At 69.2% G+C, this 15,172-nt stretch carries 11 protein-coding genes; 6 read left to right on the top strand and 5 right to left on the bottom strand.

The genetic code is table 11. From position 1 onward, the window contains the following. Positions 1-29 precede the first annotated feature (29 nt). Positions 30-1,025: an NAD(P)H-binding protein gene (locus ACW175_RS02690; protein ID WP_492103126.1), complete on the bottom strand. Its 996-nt coding sequence runs from the start codon at positions 1,023-1,025 to the stop codon at positions 30-32. Positions 1,026-1,118: 93 nt separating this feature from the next. On the opposite strand from ACW175_RS02690, the gene ACW175_RS02685 reads away from it, so the two are divergent. Continuing rightward, positions 1,119-2,033, top strand: a complete 915-nt coding sequence (locus ACW175_RS02685) for a LysR family transcriptional regulator (protein ID WP_492103125.1) — start codon at positions 1,119-1,121, stop codon at positions 2,031-2,033. A gap of 92 nt (positions 2,034-2,125) precedes the next feature. Next, a complete protein-coding gene (locus ACW175_RS02680) occupies positions 2,126-6,148 on the top strand; it encodes an ice nucleation protein (protein ID WP_492103124.1) in 4,023 nt (1,340 codons plus the stop codon). 126 nt (positions 6,149-6,274) lie between these two features. Here ACW175_RS02680 and efp read toward each other — a convergent pair whose 3' ends face one another. Then, positions 6,275-6,841, bottom strand: a complete 567-nt coding sequence (efp, locus tag ACW175_RS02675; protein WP_099575711.1) for an elongation factor P — start codon at positions 6,839-6,841, stop codon at positions 6,275-6,277. 119 nt (positions 6,842-6,960) lie between these two features. On the opposite strand from efp, the gene epmA reads away from it, so the two are divergent. After that, the gene (epmA, locus tag ACW175_RS02670) at positions 6,961-8,010 is read left to right on the top strand and encodes an EF-P lysine aminoacylase EpmA (RefSeq protein ID WP_492103123.1); all 1,050 of its coding nucleotides are present in this window, start codon (positions 6,961-6,963) and stop codon (positions 8,008-8,010) included. Here epmA and ACW175_RS02665 read toward each other — a convergent pair. Continuing rightward, positions 8,007-9,398 (bottom strand): hypothetical protein, encoded by a 1,392-nt coding sequence (locus tag ACW175_RS02665; protein WP_492103122.1) that lies wholly within the window; start codon positions 9,396-9,398, stop codon positions 8,007-8,009. The two genes, epmA and ACW175_RS02665, sit on opposite strands and share 4 nt — an antisense overlap. Positions 9,399-9,495: 97 nt before the next feature. Here ACW175_RS02665 and ACW175_RS02660 point away from each other — a divergent pair, with 97 nt between their 5' ends. The 3 genes from ACW175_RS02660 (at position 9,496) to ACW175_RS02650 (ending at position 12,850) form a co-directional block, all read left to right on the top strand. Beyond that, positions 9,496-10,560 (top strand): lysine-2,3-aminomutase-like protein, encoded by a 1,065-nt coding sequence (locus ACW175_RS02660; RefSeq protein ID WP_492103121.1) that lies wholly within the window; start codon positions 9,496-9,498, stop codon positions 10,558-10,560. 138 nt (positions 10,561-10,698) lie between these two features. Then, entirely contained in the window at positions 10,699-11,577 is an 879-nt protein-coding gene (locus ACW175_RS02655) for a 3-hydroxybutyryl-CoA dehydrogenase (RefSeq protein ID WP_492103120.1), read from the top strand. A 277-nt stretch (positions 11,578-11,854) separates the two neighbouring features. Beyond that, complete coding sequence (locus tag ACW175_RS02650; protein WP_492103119.1) at positions 11,855-12,850, top strand: AraC-like ligand-binding domain-containing protein; 996 nt, start codon at positions 11,855-11,857, stop codon at positions 12,848-12,850. 6 nt (positions 12,851-12,856) lie between these two features. On the opposite strand, the gene feoB is transcribed toward ACW175_RS02650, so the two are convergent. Together feoB and ACW175_RS02640 are read right to left on the bottom strand one after the other, a co-directional pair. Continuing rightward, positions 12,857-14,773, bottom strand: a complete 1,917-nt coding sequence (feoB, locus tag ACW175_RS02645) for a ferrous iron transport protein B (RefSeq protein ID WP_492103118.1) — start codon at positions 14,771-14,773, stop codon at positions 12,857-12,859. A 4-nt stretch (positions 14,774-14,777) separates the two neighbouring features. Further along, entirely contained in the window at positions 14,778-15,095 is a 318-nt protein-coding gene (locus tag ACW175_RS02640) for a FeoA family protein (protein WP_492103117.1), read from the bottom strand. Positions 15,096-15,172: the final 77 nt, after the last annotated feature.

The following is a 15,172-nucleotide window of genomic DNA, read 5'->3' as shown; positions in this document are numbered from 1 at the left end:
CCGACCACATCGTCCTCGCCAAGCTTCCCTCAAGCCGCACGCGCCAACCGCATCGGCGCGATATCCGCCACCGGCACAGCCAGCCCCCGCATCGTCGCTCGCACAGCAACGTCGAGCGGGGTGCGGGGCTCCTCGCCGAGGAAGGCGATCAGGCGGCGGTTGTCGAGGCGGACGGGTTCGCGCCAGAACGGCCTCATCTCGGTCAGTTCGCGAGAGGTCTCGTTGAACAGCCCCGCGATCGGAACCAAGCCCCAGGGCAGGCGGAACACATTGGGACGCTTGAGACCCGCCGCGCGGGCGATGGCGCTGACCATGGCGGTCCCGTCGGCGTCCCAGACCCCACCGAAATGGAACCGGGCGAAGGCCGGCAATTCGGCCTCGCGATCGGCCAGGCGCGCGAAGGTCTCGCCCACGTCGGGCAGATAGGCCCAGGCGTGGCCGACGCCCTTGTCGCCCGGATAGAGGATGGTCTTCACCGGCTTGCCCGGCGTGACCATGCCCGAGGCGAACCAGCTGTTCGCTGTCGAGCGCGGCCCAAAATAGTCGCCGGCCCGCAGGATGAGCGAGCGCACGCCGCTGGCGGCGGCGGCTTCGAGCCGGGCCTCCATCTCGACGCGGATCTTGCCCTTGCGGGTGAAGGCGCGTTGCGGCGTGGTCTCGTCGATCAGGGCGTGGGCGGCGGGATCGTAGTTGTAGATCGTACCCGGCAGCAGGATCCTCGCCCCGCTGGCGCGGGCGGCGGCGATGCTGTTGTCGATCATCGGCAGGACCAGTTTCTTCCAGCCGCGATAGCCGGGCGGGTTGACCGCGTGGACGATGATCGACGCGCCCTTGGCCGCGGCGACCACGGCGGCGCGGTCCATCACGTCGCCCTGTATGTACTCGAAGTCCGGGCGCGTGGCCTTGCTCAGGTCGCGGACCAGGGCGCGGACGGTCCAGCCGCGGCGGACCAGGGCGGCGGCGGCTTCTCCGCCCGCGCCGCCATTGGCGCCGAGGACGAGAGCGATACGGTTGGGGGTGGTCATCGGGCGTCTCCGTGAAGGTCGATGACCGGAAGATGCGCCGCGCATCTCTTGATAGAAATTGCCGAGAATGATTGATCGGCCTATCAGAAATGAATGAGCCTGGATCCGCCCGACGCCGTTGACTGGGAGCGCCAGCGCGCCTTCCTGGCCGTGATCGACACCGGCAGTCTGTCGGCCGCCGCTCGCCGGTTGGGCGCGGCCCAGCCCACGGTGCGGCGACGGATCGAGGACCTGGAGGCCCAGTTGGGCGTGGCCCTCTTCACCCGCTCACCCTCGGGCCTGACGCCGACGGCGCTGGGCAAGGACCTGGCCCAGCACGCCCGGGCCATGGCGCTGGCCGCCGCCTCCCTGGCCCGCGCCGCCTCGGCCGAGGCGGGCGCGGCCTCGGGCGCGGTGCGGATCACCGCCAGCGAGGTGGTCGGCATGGAAGTGCTGCCGGCGATCCTGGCGGCGTTGCGCGAGACGCATCCGGGCCTGGTGTTCGAGCTGGCCTTGAACAACCGCAGCGAGGACCTGCTGCGCCGCGAGGCCGACATCGCCGTGCGGATGGTGCGCCCTACCCAGGAGGCTCTGGTCGCCAAGCGGGTCGGCGCCATCAGCCTGGGGATGTTCGCCCACAAGCGCGTGCTGGACGCCTGGGGCCGGCCGACGACCATGGAACAGGCGCGCCGGATGCCGCTGATCGGCTACGAGAGCGAGACGATCGGCGTTCGGGCGGTCAAGGCCATGGGCCTTGGCGTGGATCTGCGAGTCGAGGATTTCGCCTTCCGCACCGACAACGACGTGGCCCAGCTGGCGGCGATCCGGGCGGGCCTGGGCCTGGGCATCTGCCAGGTCGGCCTGGCCGCGCGAGACCCGATGCTCGAGCGGGTGATGACCGACACCTTCGTCATCGACCTGGAGACCTTCGTGGTCACCCACGAGGACCTGAAGGACGTCCGCCGGGTCCGGCTGGTCTTCGACGCCCTGGTCGAAGGCTTGACCCGCTACGCCAAAGTCGGAATATAGTTTAAACTGTACGATTTTCCACCTAAAGTGGACCCGCGATTCGTCCGATCGTGTTGGAGGCGCCCGCGGCGCGTTAAGTGTATGGAGTAGCGATGGTGGCCGGCGTTTCCGATAGCTTGGCCCTGTCCAGCCTGCCCGCCGCCCGCATCGCCGCGCTGAGCGCCGCGGCCCTGGCCGAGGCTCCGCCGTCCGAATTCGCCAAGCTGACCAAGGCTCAGGTCGCGGCGATCTCGGCCACGGCCATAAGCGGCCTGACCGCCGAGCAGTTCGCCAGCTTCAACAAGACCCAGCTGTCGGCGCTGACCACCACCCAGCTGCCGCGCCTGTCCTCGGCCGTCGCCTTCAGCGCCGACCAATTGAAGCTGCTGAACGCCGCCCAGGTGCAGGCCCTGTCGGGCACGACCATCGCGCGGCTCAGCACCACGGCGCTGGACAGCCTGGCCCTGACCCAGATCGTCGCCCTGTCCTCGACGGCGGTCTCGGCCCTGTCGCGCGAACAGGTCCAGAGCCTGTCGCTGGCCCAGGTGCGGTCCCTGACCCCAGCTCAGCTGCGGCAGCTGCCCGCGTCCGACATCGGCGAATTCAGCAACCAGCAGCTATCGTCCCTCAGCGCCACCCAGATCGGCGGCCTGACCCAGACACAGTTCGCCAGCCTGTCGGCCGATCAGGTCGGAGCACTCAGCCCCGCCCAGTTCGCCGGCCTGTCGGTCGCGACTCTTAAAGGCCTGAGCGCCGACGCCATCGCCCTGACGACCCCCGAACAGTGGGCCGGCGCCAGCACCCTGCAGATGTCGGCCCTGACCGCCAGCCAGCTCAAGGCGCTGGGCCCCGAGCGGATCGCCGCGCTGAAGCCAGCCCAGATCCGCAGCCTGCCTTCCGCCGAGATCGGCCGCGCCGGCGCCGATTTCCTGAACCAACTAACGCCGGCCCAGATCGCCGGCCTGACCGGCAACCACACCGGCGGCTTGTCCGTGACCGCGGTCGACGCCCTCAAGCCTGAACTGCTGGCCGCCATGGACCCCGTGGCGATCGGCGGACTGTCGGCCACGGCCTTCTCCAGTCTCGACGCCACCCATGTGGCCGCGCTCACCGCCAGTCAGATCGCCCGCTTGCGGACCGAGCAGTTGAAGGGCCTGAACGGCGACGACTTCAACGAATTCACCCGCGCCCAGCTGAAAGCCTTCACCGCCGCCCAGATCCGCGAACTGCCCCCCGAACGGCTGGCGGCGTTGTCGGACGAGGACTTCGCCGCGTTCACCCCGACCCAGATCAAGGCGCTGCTGCCGCTGCAGGTAAAGGCGCTGTCGACCAGCGATCTGGCCGCCATGACGTCCGAGCAGGTCGGGGCCCTGACGTTCGACCAGATCGGCGCCCTGTCGGGGACGCAGTTCGCGACGCTGCGCGGCGTCGCCTCCCTCACCAGTCTTCAGCTGAAGGGCGTCACGGCCACGCAGATGAAGGTGCTGACGCCCACCGACATCGGCCGGCTGACCACCACCGAGGTGGCCGCGCTGAGCGCCACGCAGATCGGCGGCCTGACGCCCGAAGCGCTGTCGGCCCTGGACGCGACCCAGACGGCCCGGCTCAACGTCGTGCAGATGCGCGGCCTGACGACCACCCAGCTGAAGGGTTTGACGGACGGCGACGTCGCCGAGCTGAGCGCCGCCCAGATCGGCGCCCTGGACGGGACCCAGGTCGGCGTCCTGGTCCCGCACCTGTCGGCCACGGCCGTCAGCGTCTTGGGCAGCACCCAGGTCGGCAAGATGTCGACCACGGCGCTGGACAGCCTGAGCGCCGCCCAGATCGCGGCCCTGGGCGCTGCCCAGCTGCGCGGTCTGACCACCGACCAGATGGCCGGTTTGCCATCCGACATCGCCTCGAACCTGACCGCCACCCAGCTGGGCAGCCTGAACGCCAGCCAGCTGGGCGCGCTGTCGGTGACCAATCTGGGCCGCCTGAGCCCCGAAAGCTTGCGGCAATTGACCAGCGCCCAGTTGCGCGGCCTGACGTCGACGCAGCTGAAGGGTTTCGCCACGACGATGTTCGGCGTCCTGGCCCCCACCCAGATCGCCGCCCTGACCGGGATACAGCTGGGCGCCCTGAGCCCGGAGACGATCGGCAATCTCAACGCCACCCAATGGGCGGGGCTGGCGGTCACCCAGGTTCAGGGCCTCACCGCCACCCAACTGAGCGGCCTGGACGCGACCGACCTCACCTATCTCGACACCACCCAGTGGACCGGCCTGCGCGCCAGCCAGCTGGCCGGCCTGAGCGGCACGGCGGCGGCGGCGATCGAGACGGAGCGTCTGCGCCTGCTGACCCCTGCCCAGATCGGCGGCCTGTCGGCGACCGCCTTCTCGGCCCTGGACGCCGCGCGCGTCGCGGCGCTGACCACCACCCAGATCGGCGGCCTGAACGCCACCCAGCTGCGCGGCCTGACGCCCGAGGATATCGGCGAGTTGAGCACGACCCAGGTGGGCGCCATCGCCGCGTCGCAGCTGGGCGGTCTCTCGGCCACGGACGTGGCGGCCCTCAAGCCCGACCAGCTGGCCGCCCTGAGCACCGCCCAGGTCCGCGCCCTCGTCCCGTCGCAGATCTCGGCCCTGCAATCGACCCAGCTCGGCGGCCTGTCGGCCACCCAGCTGGCGGCGCTCAGCTCGATCCAGGTCGGGGCCCTGGCCAGCGACGCCCTGCCGGCGCTGAGCGCCACCCAGGTGTCGGGATTCACCTCGGCCCAGCTCGCCGGCCTTTCGACCACCCAGGCGGGAAGCATGACCGGCGACCAGCTGGCCGCCCTGGCCATCACCCAGGTCGGCAGCCTCTCCAGTTCGTTCCTGTCGGCGCTGACGCCCACGACCTTCGCCGCGCTCACCGCCACCCAAGTCGCCCGCCTGTCGGCGGCCCAGGTGCAGAGCCTCAGCACCACCCAGATCGCCAGCCTGTCGACAACCGACTTCGCCGAGCTGTCCGCCACCCAGGTCGACGCCCTGACCCCCTCACAGCTGGGCGCGCTGTCGACGACCAACATCGGCGGCCTGAGCACCACGGCCATCGCGGACCTGACGGCCGCCCAGTTCGCGGGCCTGTCGCCCACCCAGCTCGCCGTGTTGCCCGACAGCGTCTTCAAGGGCCGCCTGCCGACGCTCAGCGCCACCCAGATGGCGGGCCTGTCGGGCGCGTTCATCGCCAACCTGACCTCGACCGAGGTGGCCAACCTGAACCCGACCCAGCTGGGCGCCCTGTCGCCCACGGCCTTCGCGGCCCTGGGAACCTCGCGCCTGACCAGCCTGACGACCAGCCAGATCACCGGCCTGTCGACGAGCCAGGTGGCCAGCCTCGACGCCACCGCCTTCGGGGCCCTGAGCTCCTCCCAGATGGCCGTGTTGTCCGGGACTCAGATCGGCGCGGTCAGCGGCGAGATTCTCTCGGCCCTGGACGCCACCCAGTTCGCGCGCCTGACCACCGCCCAGGTGCGCGGCCTGACGACCAGCCAGATCGAGCGGTTCAGCAGCGCCGACATCGGCGAGTTTACCGCCACCCAGATCGGCGCTCTGGGCGTCGGCCAGCTGGAAGGCTTCTCGGCCGCCGACATCTCGGCCCTGAACATCACCCAGGTGGCGGCGCTCTCGGCCGGCCAGATCTCGGCTCTGACGCCGGTGCAGGTGCGCGGCCTGACCCCCGCCGACATCGGCGAGTTCAACCGCACCCAGGTCGCGGCCCTGACCAACACCCAGATCAGCGCGCTGTCGCTGGCGGCCGTGAACGGCATGAGCGACGACCAGTTCGGCGGCCTGTCGGCGACCCAGGTGCGCGGCTTCTCGGGCGAGCAGTTGACGGCGTTCGGGGCCGAGGGCCTGGCGCGGCTGTCCGGCGCCCAGCTGGGAGCCCTGACCACCACCCAGGTCGGCCAGTTGCCGGCCGTGGCGATCCGCGCCCTCACCGGCGCGCAGATCGGCCAGATCATGCCCAGCCAGATCTCGGGCTTCACCAGCGAGCAGATCGCCGCCTTCAGCCCCAACCAGCTGAGCGGGCTCTCGCGGGCCCAGGTCAACAAGCTCACCGCCGCCCAACTCGACGCCATGAGCGCCGCGCAACTGGAGGCCATCGGCCTCTAAGCTTTGGCGCGGGGCTCCGTGAAGCGGCTCCCCCAGGACCTGTTGTCCGGCCGACGCGGACGCAAACAAAAGGCCCGCCGGATCGCTCCGTCGGGCCTTCGGTTCGTCCGGAAGCTCCGAAGAACCTTAGTCCTTGGCGCGTTCCTGATACGAATTGTCTTCCGTCAGGATCACGACCCGGGTGCCGACCGTGATGTAGGGCGGGACAGTCGTCTTGACGCCGTTGCTCAGCAAGGCCGGCTTGTAGGACGACGAGGCGGTCTGGCCCTTCACCGACGGTTCGGTGTCGACGATCTCGAGGATCATGGTGCGCGGCAGTTCGATGGCGATCGGCACGTCGTTGTGCGTCGACAGCTGCACGATCATGTTTTCCTGCAGGTAGGGCGCGGCGTCGCCGATCACGTCCTCGGTGGCCACGACCTGGTCGAAGGTTTCCGGGTTCATGAAGTGATAGCCGTCGCCGTCCTGGTACAGGAAGGTGTGGTCACGTTGGTCGACGAAGGCGCGCTCGACCTGCTCGGTCGTGCGGTAGCGTTCCGAAACCTTCACGCCATCCGAGATGCGGCGCATGTTCAGCTGGGTCACCGGGGTGCCCTTGCCGGGGTGGATGTTGTCGACCGTCAGGACGACGTAGAGCTTGCCGTCCATGTCGACGACGGCGCCTTTGCGGAGCGAGCTGGCTGCGACCTTCACTTAAATTCCGTCCTTGGAAGAAAGCGCGCGCGAGGCCGCGGGCGCGATCATGCTATTGATCTGTGTTCGCCCTCCTATAGCGATCGGGGCGAAATCTCCAGCTTCTTCGGTTTCTGTCCTTGTCCCAGACCTCTTCCCCGTGGTGGCGCGCAGGCGTCCACGCCGACCGCCGCCCGTTCCTGCTGGCCCGCAACCGCATCACCAAGGCGTTCCGCGCCTGGTTCGAGGCCCAGGGATTCGAGGAGGTCGAGGCCGCGGCCCTGCAGGTGTCCCCTGGCAACGAGGCCCACCTGCACGCCTTCGCGACGCAGGCGCTGACGATCTCTGGAGAGGCCAGCCCGCTCTACCTCCACACCTCGCCGGAGTTCGCCTGCAAGAAGCTGCTGGCGGCGGGCGAGGAGAAGATCTTCAGCCTGGGCAAGGTCTGGCGCAACCGCGAGCGCGGGCCGCTGCACCATCCCGAATTCACCATGCTGGAATGGTACCGGGCCGGCGCGCCCTATCAGACGCTGATGGACGACTGCGCGACCCTGCTGGCCCTGGCGGCCGAGACGGCGGGCGCCAGGCGCTTAAACTTCCGGGGCATGGTCTGCGATCCGTTCGCCGAGCCCGAGCGACTGTCGGTGGCCGAGGCCTTCGACCGCCACGCCGGCGTCGATCTGCTGGCCAGCATCGCCGCCGATGGCGCCACGGACCGCGACGCCCTGGCCGAAGCCGCCCGCGCCGCCGGCATCCGGGTGGCCGATGACGACGGCTGGGCCGACGTCTTCAGCCGCATCATCGTAGAGAAGGTCGAACCGCGCCTGGGCGAAGGTCGCGCCACGGTGCTGTGCGAATATCCGATCTCGGAAGCGGCCCTGGCCCGGCCGAAGGACGCCGACCCGCGCGTGGCCGAACGGTTCGAGCTCTATGCTTGCGGGGTCGAACTGGCCAATGCCTTCGGAGAGCTCACCGACCCGGCCGAGCAGCGTCGGCGGTTCATGATCGAGATGGACGAGAAGGCCCGCATCTACGGCGAGCGCTATCCGCTCGACGAGGACTTCCTGGCCGCCCTGGAGCACATGCCAGAAGCGTCGGGATCGGCCCTCGGCTTCGACCGCCTGGTGCTCCTGGCCACCGGCGCGCGACGGATCGAGGACGTGGTCTGGACGCCGGTGGCGGAGGGCTAATTCACCCGCTGATGGACCACGCCGTACGGGTCAGCGTGGACCCGGCGCCAGGCCGGATCCTTGTCCAGCAGCGCCACCACCGGATCGTCCGGCGTGAAGATCGTCCAGGCCACGTGGTAGTCGGCCAGCAGCTTGCGCAGCGCGACGGGGTCGGGCTCGACGGCCTGGAAGTAGCGCCGACTGAAGGCGTCGCCGTACATGTCGGCGCGCCCGTCGATGAAGGGCTTCACGCCCTTGTAGATCAGGTAGCCGCCCAGGCCGTAGCCGTTGAGCACCGGCTGAATTCGCAGCTCGGCCGGCACGCTGTCCAGCGCCGTGACCGGACTGTTGAGGCCGTCGACGCGGTGCTGAGGCACGGCCAGGCGCGCGCCCAGCAGCAGGACGCAGACGACGCCGAAGCCGGCGAGCAGGGCCCGCGAGGGCTTGGGGTTGGCCGGCTCATGGCCCAGCGCTTCGGCCAGAGGGCCGGCCAGCAGCAGCGGCGCGACGGCGGCCAGGACCAGCTGATGCCGCACGTGCTGCAGGCCCATGAACAGCAGGCCCAGCAGCAGAAGCAGCCGGAACGTCGGGATCTTCACGCCCCGGCCCAGGCAGACGAACAGGGCCGCCAGCAGCACCATCGCGAAGGTCGAGAGGTGCGAGAAGTCCTCGGCCCGCCACTCGGTGATGTGCGGCAGCACCGCCATGCTGGTCACCTGGAACGGGAACAGCAGCGCCGCCGGCCCGTGCGGCGTGATCGCGGCGCAGACCAGGCTGGCCAGACCGAACAGGCCCCAGCCGCGCAGCACCTTCAAGCGGTCGGCGTCCGGGGCGGTCAGGGCCTCCAGGCCGAAGGCGCCGGCGACCACCAGGCCGAACACCCAGCTGCCGTGCAGATTGGCCCAGAGGATCATCAGCGGGGCGAACCAAAGGCGCGGCGCCCGGTTTTCGTCACGGGCGGCCAGCATCTCGATCGTCCAGGCCACCAGCAGCGGCAGCATGAACAGATGCGGCCGCGCCAGCAGGCTGCCGCTCATGCAGGCCAGGGCCAGCACGGTCGTCGTGATCAGGGTCAGGCCGCCCAGTTGCAAGGACAGCCGGCGGACCAGCATCCAGGTCGCGCCGCCGACGGCGATGGCGAACAGCGCCGTCACCCCGGCCCAGCCGGCCAGTCGCGCGGCCAGGGCCATCAGCGCCTCGGACAGCCACTCGTGCGCCACCCAGGGCCGACCGGCCTGGGTGTAGGAGAATATGTCGTGATCGGGGACGCGGCCGTGGGCCAGGATCCATTCGCCCGTGGCCATGTGCCAGTAGGTGTCGCCGTCGTTCAGCACCTGGGGCAGAAACAGAAAGACCAGCGCCATGACCAGGGCCGCCGCGAGCGGGACGATGTTGCGTTCCTGGATCACGATGGTCCTCTCTCCTTCCGAAACAGGGTTAAGGGCCAGAGCTGAACAGACCCGTAATTTGCCTCGGGCCCGGAAATCCCGCATATCCCCGCGCCTCATGCCGCCCCCCTCTTCGACCTTGGGGAAAACCCTCCGCGACGCCCGGTCCCTGACCGAGGCCGGACTGGTTGCGCCCGAGCGCCTGCCGGCGCTGGAGGCGGTGGCCGCGCGCTATGCGGTGGCGATCACGCCCGCGATGGCCGAGTTGATCGATCCGGCCGACGCCAACGATCCGATCGCCCGTCAGTTCGTCCCCTCGCCCGAGGAGCTGATCAGCAGCCCCGGCGAGGACGGCGACCCGATCGGTGACGCCGTCCACAGCCCGGTTGAGGGGATCGTCCATCGCTATCGCGACCGGGTGCTGCTGAAGCCGACCCACACCTGCGCGGTCTATTGCCGGTTCTGCTTCCGCCGCGAGATGGTCGGTCCCGAGGGTCTGGCGAACCTGACTCCGGCCCAGCTGGACGCCGCCGTCACCTATATCGCCGGCCGGCCGGAGATCTGGGAGGTCGTCGTCACGGGCGGCGACCCCTTCGTGCTGTCGCCCCGCCGCCTGGCCGACCTGATGGACCGCCTGGAGGCGATCCCCCACGTCAGGATCATCCGCTTCCACACGCGCGTCCCGGCCGTCGATCCCGAGGCCGTCACCGACGGTCTGGTCGCCGCGCTGAAGCGCTCGACCAAGACCGTCTATGTCGCCCTGCACGCCAACCACGCCCGCGAACTGACCCCGGCCGCCCGCGCCGCCTGCGCGCGGATCATCGACGCCGGCATCCCGATGGTCAGCCAGACGGTGCTTCTGCGAGGCGTCAATGATGACGCCGACGTGCTGGCCGAGCTGATGCGGGCATTCGTCGAGATGCGGATCCGGCCCTACTACCTGCACCATGGCGACCACGCCCCCGGCACCGCCCATCTGCGCACCACCCTGGCCGAGGGCCAGGCGATCATGAAGGCCCTGCGCGGGACGGTCTCGGGCCTGGCCCAGCCGACCTATGTCCTCGACATCCCCGGCGGCCACGGCAAGGTCCCGGTCGGACCGAACTACGTCGCTCAAGGACCAGACGGGAGCGCTATCGAGGACCCGGAGGGCGTGGTCCGCGCCTATCCGCCCACGGCGTGATCTCCGCCTGACAACCCCGCCCACGTTGCATCGCAGCAAAGCCTTGGCGGCGCCACGGTTTCTCGTGCTAGAAAAGTCGGCACATCCAGGGCGCGGACACGCAGGTCCGGCGCGAATTCAAGCGAAGGCTTGGCTTTTATGAGTGAAATCAAGACGGTCGGCGTCATCGGCGCGGGCCAGATGGGGTCCGGCATCGCGCATGTCGTCGCCCTCGCCGGCTACGACGTGCGTCTCCACGACGTCTCGCGCGATCGGATCGACGCGGGCCTGGCCCTCATCGAGAAGAACATGGCCCGCCAGGTCGGCCGCGGTATCATCGACGACGACGCCATGAAGTCGGCCCTGGCCCGCATCTCGGCGGCCGAGGGCCTGGAAGCCATAGGCGCGACCGACCTGGCCATCGAAGCGGCGACCGAGAACGAGGAGGTCAAGAAGTCGATCTTCCGCGGGCTGCAGCCACACCTCGGTCCGGACACGCTGCTGGCCTCGAACACCTCGTCGATCTCGATCACCCGACTGGCCTCGGCCACGGATCGTCCCGAGCGCTTCATCGGCCTGCACTTCATGAACCCGGTGCCGCTGATGAAGCTGGTGGAGATCATCCGCGGCATCGCCACGGACGTCCCGACCTATGAAACGGCCGTGGCCTTCGCCAAGTCGCTGGGCAAGATCACCAGCAACGCCGAGGACTTCCCCGCCTTCATCGTCAACCGCGTGCTGGTGCCGATGATCAACGAGGCGATCTACACGCTCTACGAAGGGGTCGGCACGGTCGACGCCATCGACACGGCGATGAAGCTGGGCGCCAACCACCCGATGGGCCCGCTGGAGCTGGGCGACTTCATCGGCCTGGACACCGTGCTGAGCATCATGAACGTGCTCCACGAGGGCCTGGCCGACAGCAAGTATCGCCCCTGCCCGCTGCTGGTGAAGTATGTCGAGGCCGGCTGGCTGGGCAAGAAGACCGGCCGCGGCTTCTACGACTATCGCGGCGAAGTCCCGGTTCCGACCCGCTAAAGTCACCCGTTGGGGTCCAGCGTTTCGTCGGCGCGATCAGGATGCGCGCCGACGAACCGCCCCCACCCGCCTCCTGGGTTTCCGCACAGGAGAAGGCACTGGGCATGGCGCGCCTGTACCCCACCGGCGCGCGACATGCCCCTTGTTCTCGCGCGGCCTCGCGGCTCTGTCATTGACCGACGATCCACATTCTATTGCTCTGGAATTTTCGCCGGGATGAGTCTCGGCCGTTCGTCGAGGCTTCCGCGTGAATGAGCGTCTAAGTCGGGATCTATGGGTGCTGGACGCCCGCGAGCAGCCCGACGCCCTCGAACTCTACCGCAAAGCCTGCGCGCACCTGTTCGACATCACCCTGCTGTCGCCCGAGGCGGAGTTCCACAACCGGCTGGAAGGCTACCAACTGGGTCCTGTCGTCTTCGCGCGATGCGTCGGCGTCCCTCAACGGTTCGAGCGCAAGCTCACCCACATCATGGCCGACGCGACGGACACCATCATGGCGGTGCTGGATCTGGGGGAGAACATCTGGAGCGCCGACTACGATGGCCGCGAGGCCAGCAGCGACATGGGTGCGATCCGGCTGGTGGACATGGCGCGGCCCTACCACTCGACGATCCAGAGCCCCTACGTCACGCTCTACCTCATGATGCCGCGCGGCCTGCTGGACCCGCGGGCCGCGGGCCTCGACTTCCACGGCCGGGTGGTTTCGGAGGCCAGCCCGACCGGAAGGATGCTGGCCTCGCATCTGCGCGCCCTGTGGGAATCCATCGAGACGATGACGTCGGCGGAAACGCCGATGGCCGCCAAGGCCACGGCCGCCCTGGTGAGCGGTGTGATCCTGGCCTGCGGCGAACCGATGAGCGCCGATCCCCGCCCGCTGGAAAAGGTGCTGCTGAGCGCCGGCCAGCGGTTCGTCGAGCAACGGCTGGACGATCCCGACCTGTCGCCGGAGACGGTGCGTGAGCATCTGGGGGTGTCGCGCAGCCAGCTCTACAAGGTGTTCGAACCCGCCGGCGGCGTCAGCGCCTTCATCCAGCGACGGCGCCTGGACCGGGTCTTCGACGTGATCCTGCAGGACCGCGCCGAGCAGATGACCCTCGCCGAGGTGGGCTATCGCCACGGCTTCCGCTCGGACGCTCACTTCAGCCGCGCCTTCCGGACCCGGTTCGGCGTCACGCCCGGCCGCCTGCGCAACCTGGGCGAGGTGGCGCGCCAGGAGGGTCTGTCGGCCCAGGAGCGACCCGACGACGTCTTCGCCTGGCTTAAGGGTCTATAGCGGCAGCTAGCCCGCCCCCATCGCCACGGCGACGTGGTAGGTCACGAACGAGGCCAGATAGGCTAGGCTGGTCATGTAGACGAACATCACCGTCGGCCAGGTCCAGCCGTTGGTCTCGCGCTTGACCACGCCCAGCGTCGCCGCGCACTGTGGGGCGAACACGTACCAGGCCAGGAACGACAGGGCGCTGGCCAGCGACCACTGGTGGGACAGCAGCGAGCCCAGGGTCGTGGCGGCCGCGTCGCCGTCGCCGCCCACCGCATAGACGGTGCCCAGCGCCGCCACCGCGACCTCGCGCGCCGCGAAGCCCGGGATCAGGGCCACCGTCATCTGCCAGTTGAAGCCGATGGGGGCCATGACGGGCGCGATGAACGCGCCGATGCGGCCGGCGAAGCTGTAGTCGATAGCCGGCCCCGTCGCGCCTTCCGGCGGATAGGGGAAGGTCGACAGCACCCAGACCAGCACCATCAGCGGCAGGATGATCCGGCCGGCGCGGGTCATGAAGATCCGCGCGCGCGTCCACAGGTTCATCAGCACGTTGCGCGGCTCGGGCCAGCGATAGGTCGGCAGCTCCATCATGAAGGGCTCGACCGCGCCGCGCCAGAAGACGCGGCGGATAACGAACGAGACCAGCAGGGCGCTGACGATGCCGCCGGCATAGAGGCCGAACATGACCAGGCCCTGCAGCGACAGCACGCCCCAGACGGTCTGCTTGGGAATGAAGGCGCCGATGATCAGGGTGTAGACCGGGATCCGCGCCGAGCAGGTCATCAGCGGGGCGACCAGGATGGTGGTCAGCCGGTCTTCCTTGTTGTCGATCACCCGCGTCGACATGATGCCGGGGATGGCGCAGGCGAAGCTGGACAGCAGCGGGATGAACGCCCGGCCGTGCAGGCCCGCCCCGCCCATGATCTTGTCCATCAGGAAGGCCGCGCGGGCCATGTAGCCGCTGTCTTCCAGCAGCAGGATGAAGAAGAACAGGATCAGGATCTGCGGCAGGAACACCAACACGCTGCCGACGCCGGCGATCAGGCCGTCCGATATGAAGCTGGTCGCCAGCCCGGCCGGCAGGTGGGCGTTGGTCCAGCCGACCAGGGCCGCGAAGGCGCCGTCTATGCCGTCCATGACCGGCGTGGCCCAGGTGAACACCGCCTGGAACATCACGAACAGCAGGGTCATCAGGATCAGGACGCCGGCGACGGGGTGCAGCAGCACGTCGTCGATCTTGCCGGTGACGGTGTCCGGGCGCTCGGGCGGCTTCACGCAGGCCTTGAAGATGCGCTGGGCCTCGGCGTGGGCGGCGCGGATCTCGCCCGCCGTCGGCTCGCGCCAGACGTTCTCGGCCGCCATGCGGCGTTCGGCGATCAGCGCCTCGACCTTTTCCAGCAGCTCCGGCACGCCGCGCTTGCGGGTCGCCACCGTGGTGACGATCGGCGCGCCCAGTTCCGCCGACAGGCGCTCCAGGTCGATCCGCAGGCCCTGGCGCTGGGCGATGTCGTACATGTTGAGGGCCAGCACGAACGGCCGGCCCACCTGCTTCAGTTCCAGGACCAGGCGCAGGACGAGGCGCAGGTTTGTGGCGTCGGCCACGCAGATCAGGGCCTGTGGCGCCAGCTCGCCTTCCAGCTTGCCGACCACGGCGTCGCGGGTGACGACCTCGTCGGGGCTGCGGGCGCGCAGGGAATAGGTGCCAGGCAGATCCAGCACGCGCATCTGGCGGCCGGACGGCGTGGTCAGCACGCCTTCCTTCCGCTCGACCGTGACGCCGGCATAGTTGGCCACCTTCTGGCGGCTGCCGGTCAGGGCGTTGAACAGCGCGGTCTTGCCGGAATTGGGGTTGCCGACCAGAGCGACGCGGGCGGGCTCGGCGACCGAGGACTTCGAAGCGGTGTCGGAAGCGGTATTGAGGGTATCGAGAGCCAAGATATTAGCGTCCGTCGAATTTCACGGTGACGGCGGCGGCTTCGCGGCGGCGCAGGGCGACGCGCGTGTCGTCGACGCGCACGGCGATCGGGTCGCGGCCGAACAGGCCTTCGTGCAGCACCTCGATGGAAGCGCCCTCCACGAAGCCCATCTCCAGAAGGCGCCGCTCAAGCTCCTCCGCCACCACGGCCTCGGCCGCGCCGGACACGCCGGTGACCTTGACGATCACCCCGCGATCACCCCGCCCGGCGGTGGCCAGGGGACGCACGCCGGGGGTCTCGGCTGGGTGGAACGGGGAGGACAATGCGAACGCCTCGGACATAATGGCTCCGATTAGATTGCGAACGATTATCAGTCGAAGAGGCGAATGTCGATTCAACGATCCGCGCGTCTTGGGTT

This window comes from Caulobacter sp. FV1ye6ST (assembly GCF_058681225.1).
This window is presented reverse-complemented; position numbering and strand designations above follow the sequence as displayed.

Coding starts and splice junctions, on each gene's coding strand:
- ACW175_RS02655 (WP_492103120.1), top strand. CDS start 10,699: ATGAGTGAAATCAAGACGGTCGGCGTCATCGGCGCGGGCCAGATGGGG.
- ACW175_RS02685 (WP_492103125.1), top strand. CDS start 1,119: ATGAGCCTGGATCCGCCCGACGCCGTTGACTGGGAGCGCCAGCGCGCC.
- ACW175_RS02680 (WP_492103124.1), top strand. CDS start 2,126: ATGGTGGCCGGCGTTTCCGATAGCTTGGCCCTGTCCAGCCTGCCCGCC.
- ACW175_RS02640 (WP_492103117.1), bottom strand. CDS start 15,095: ATGTCCGAGGCGTTCGCATTGTCCTCCCCGTTCCACCCAGCCGAGACC.
- ACW175_RS02660 (WP_492103121.1), top strand. CDS start 9,496: ATGCCGCCCCCCTCTTCGACCTTGGGGAAAACCCTCCGCGACGCCCGG.
- ACW175_RS02690 (WP_492103126.1), bottom strand. CDS start 1,025: ATGACCACCCCCAACCGTATCGCTCTCGTCCTCGGCGCCAATGGCGGC.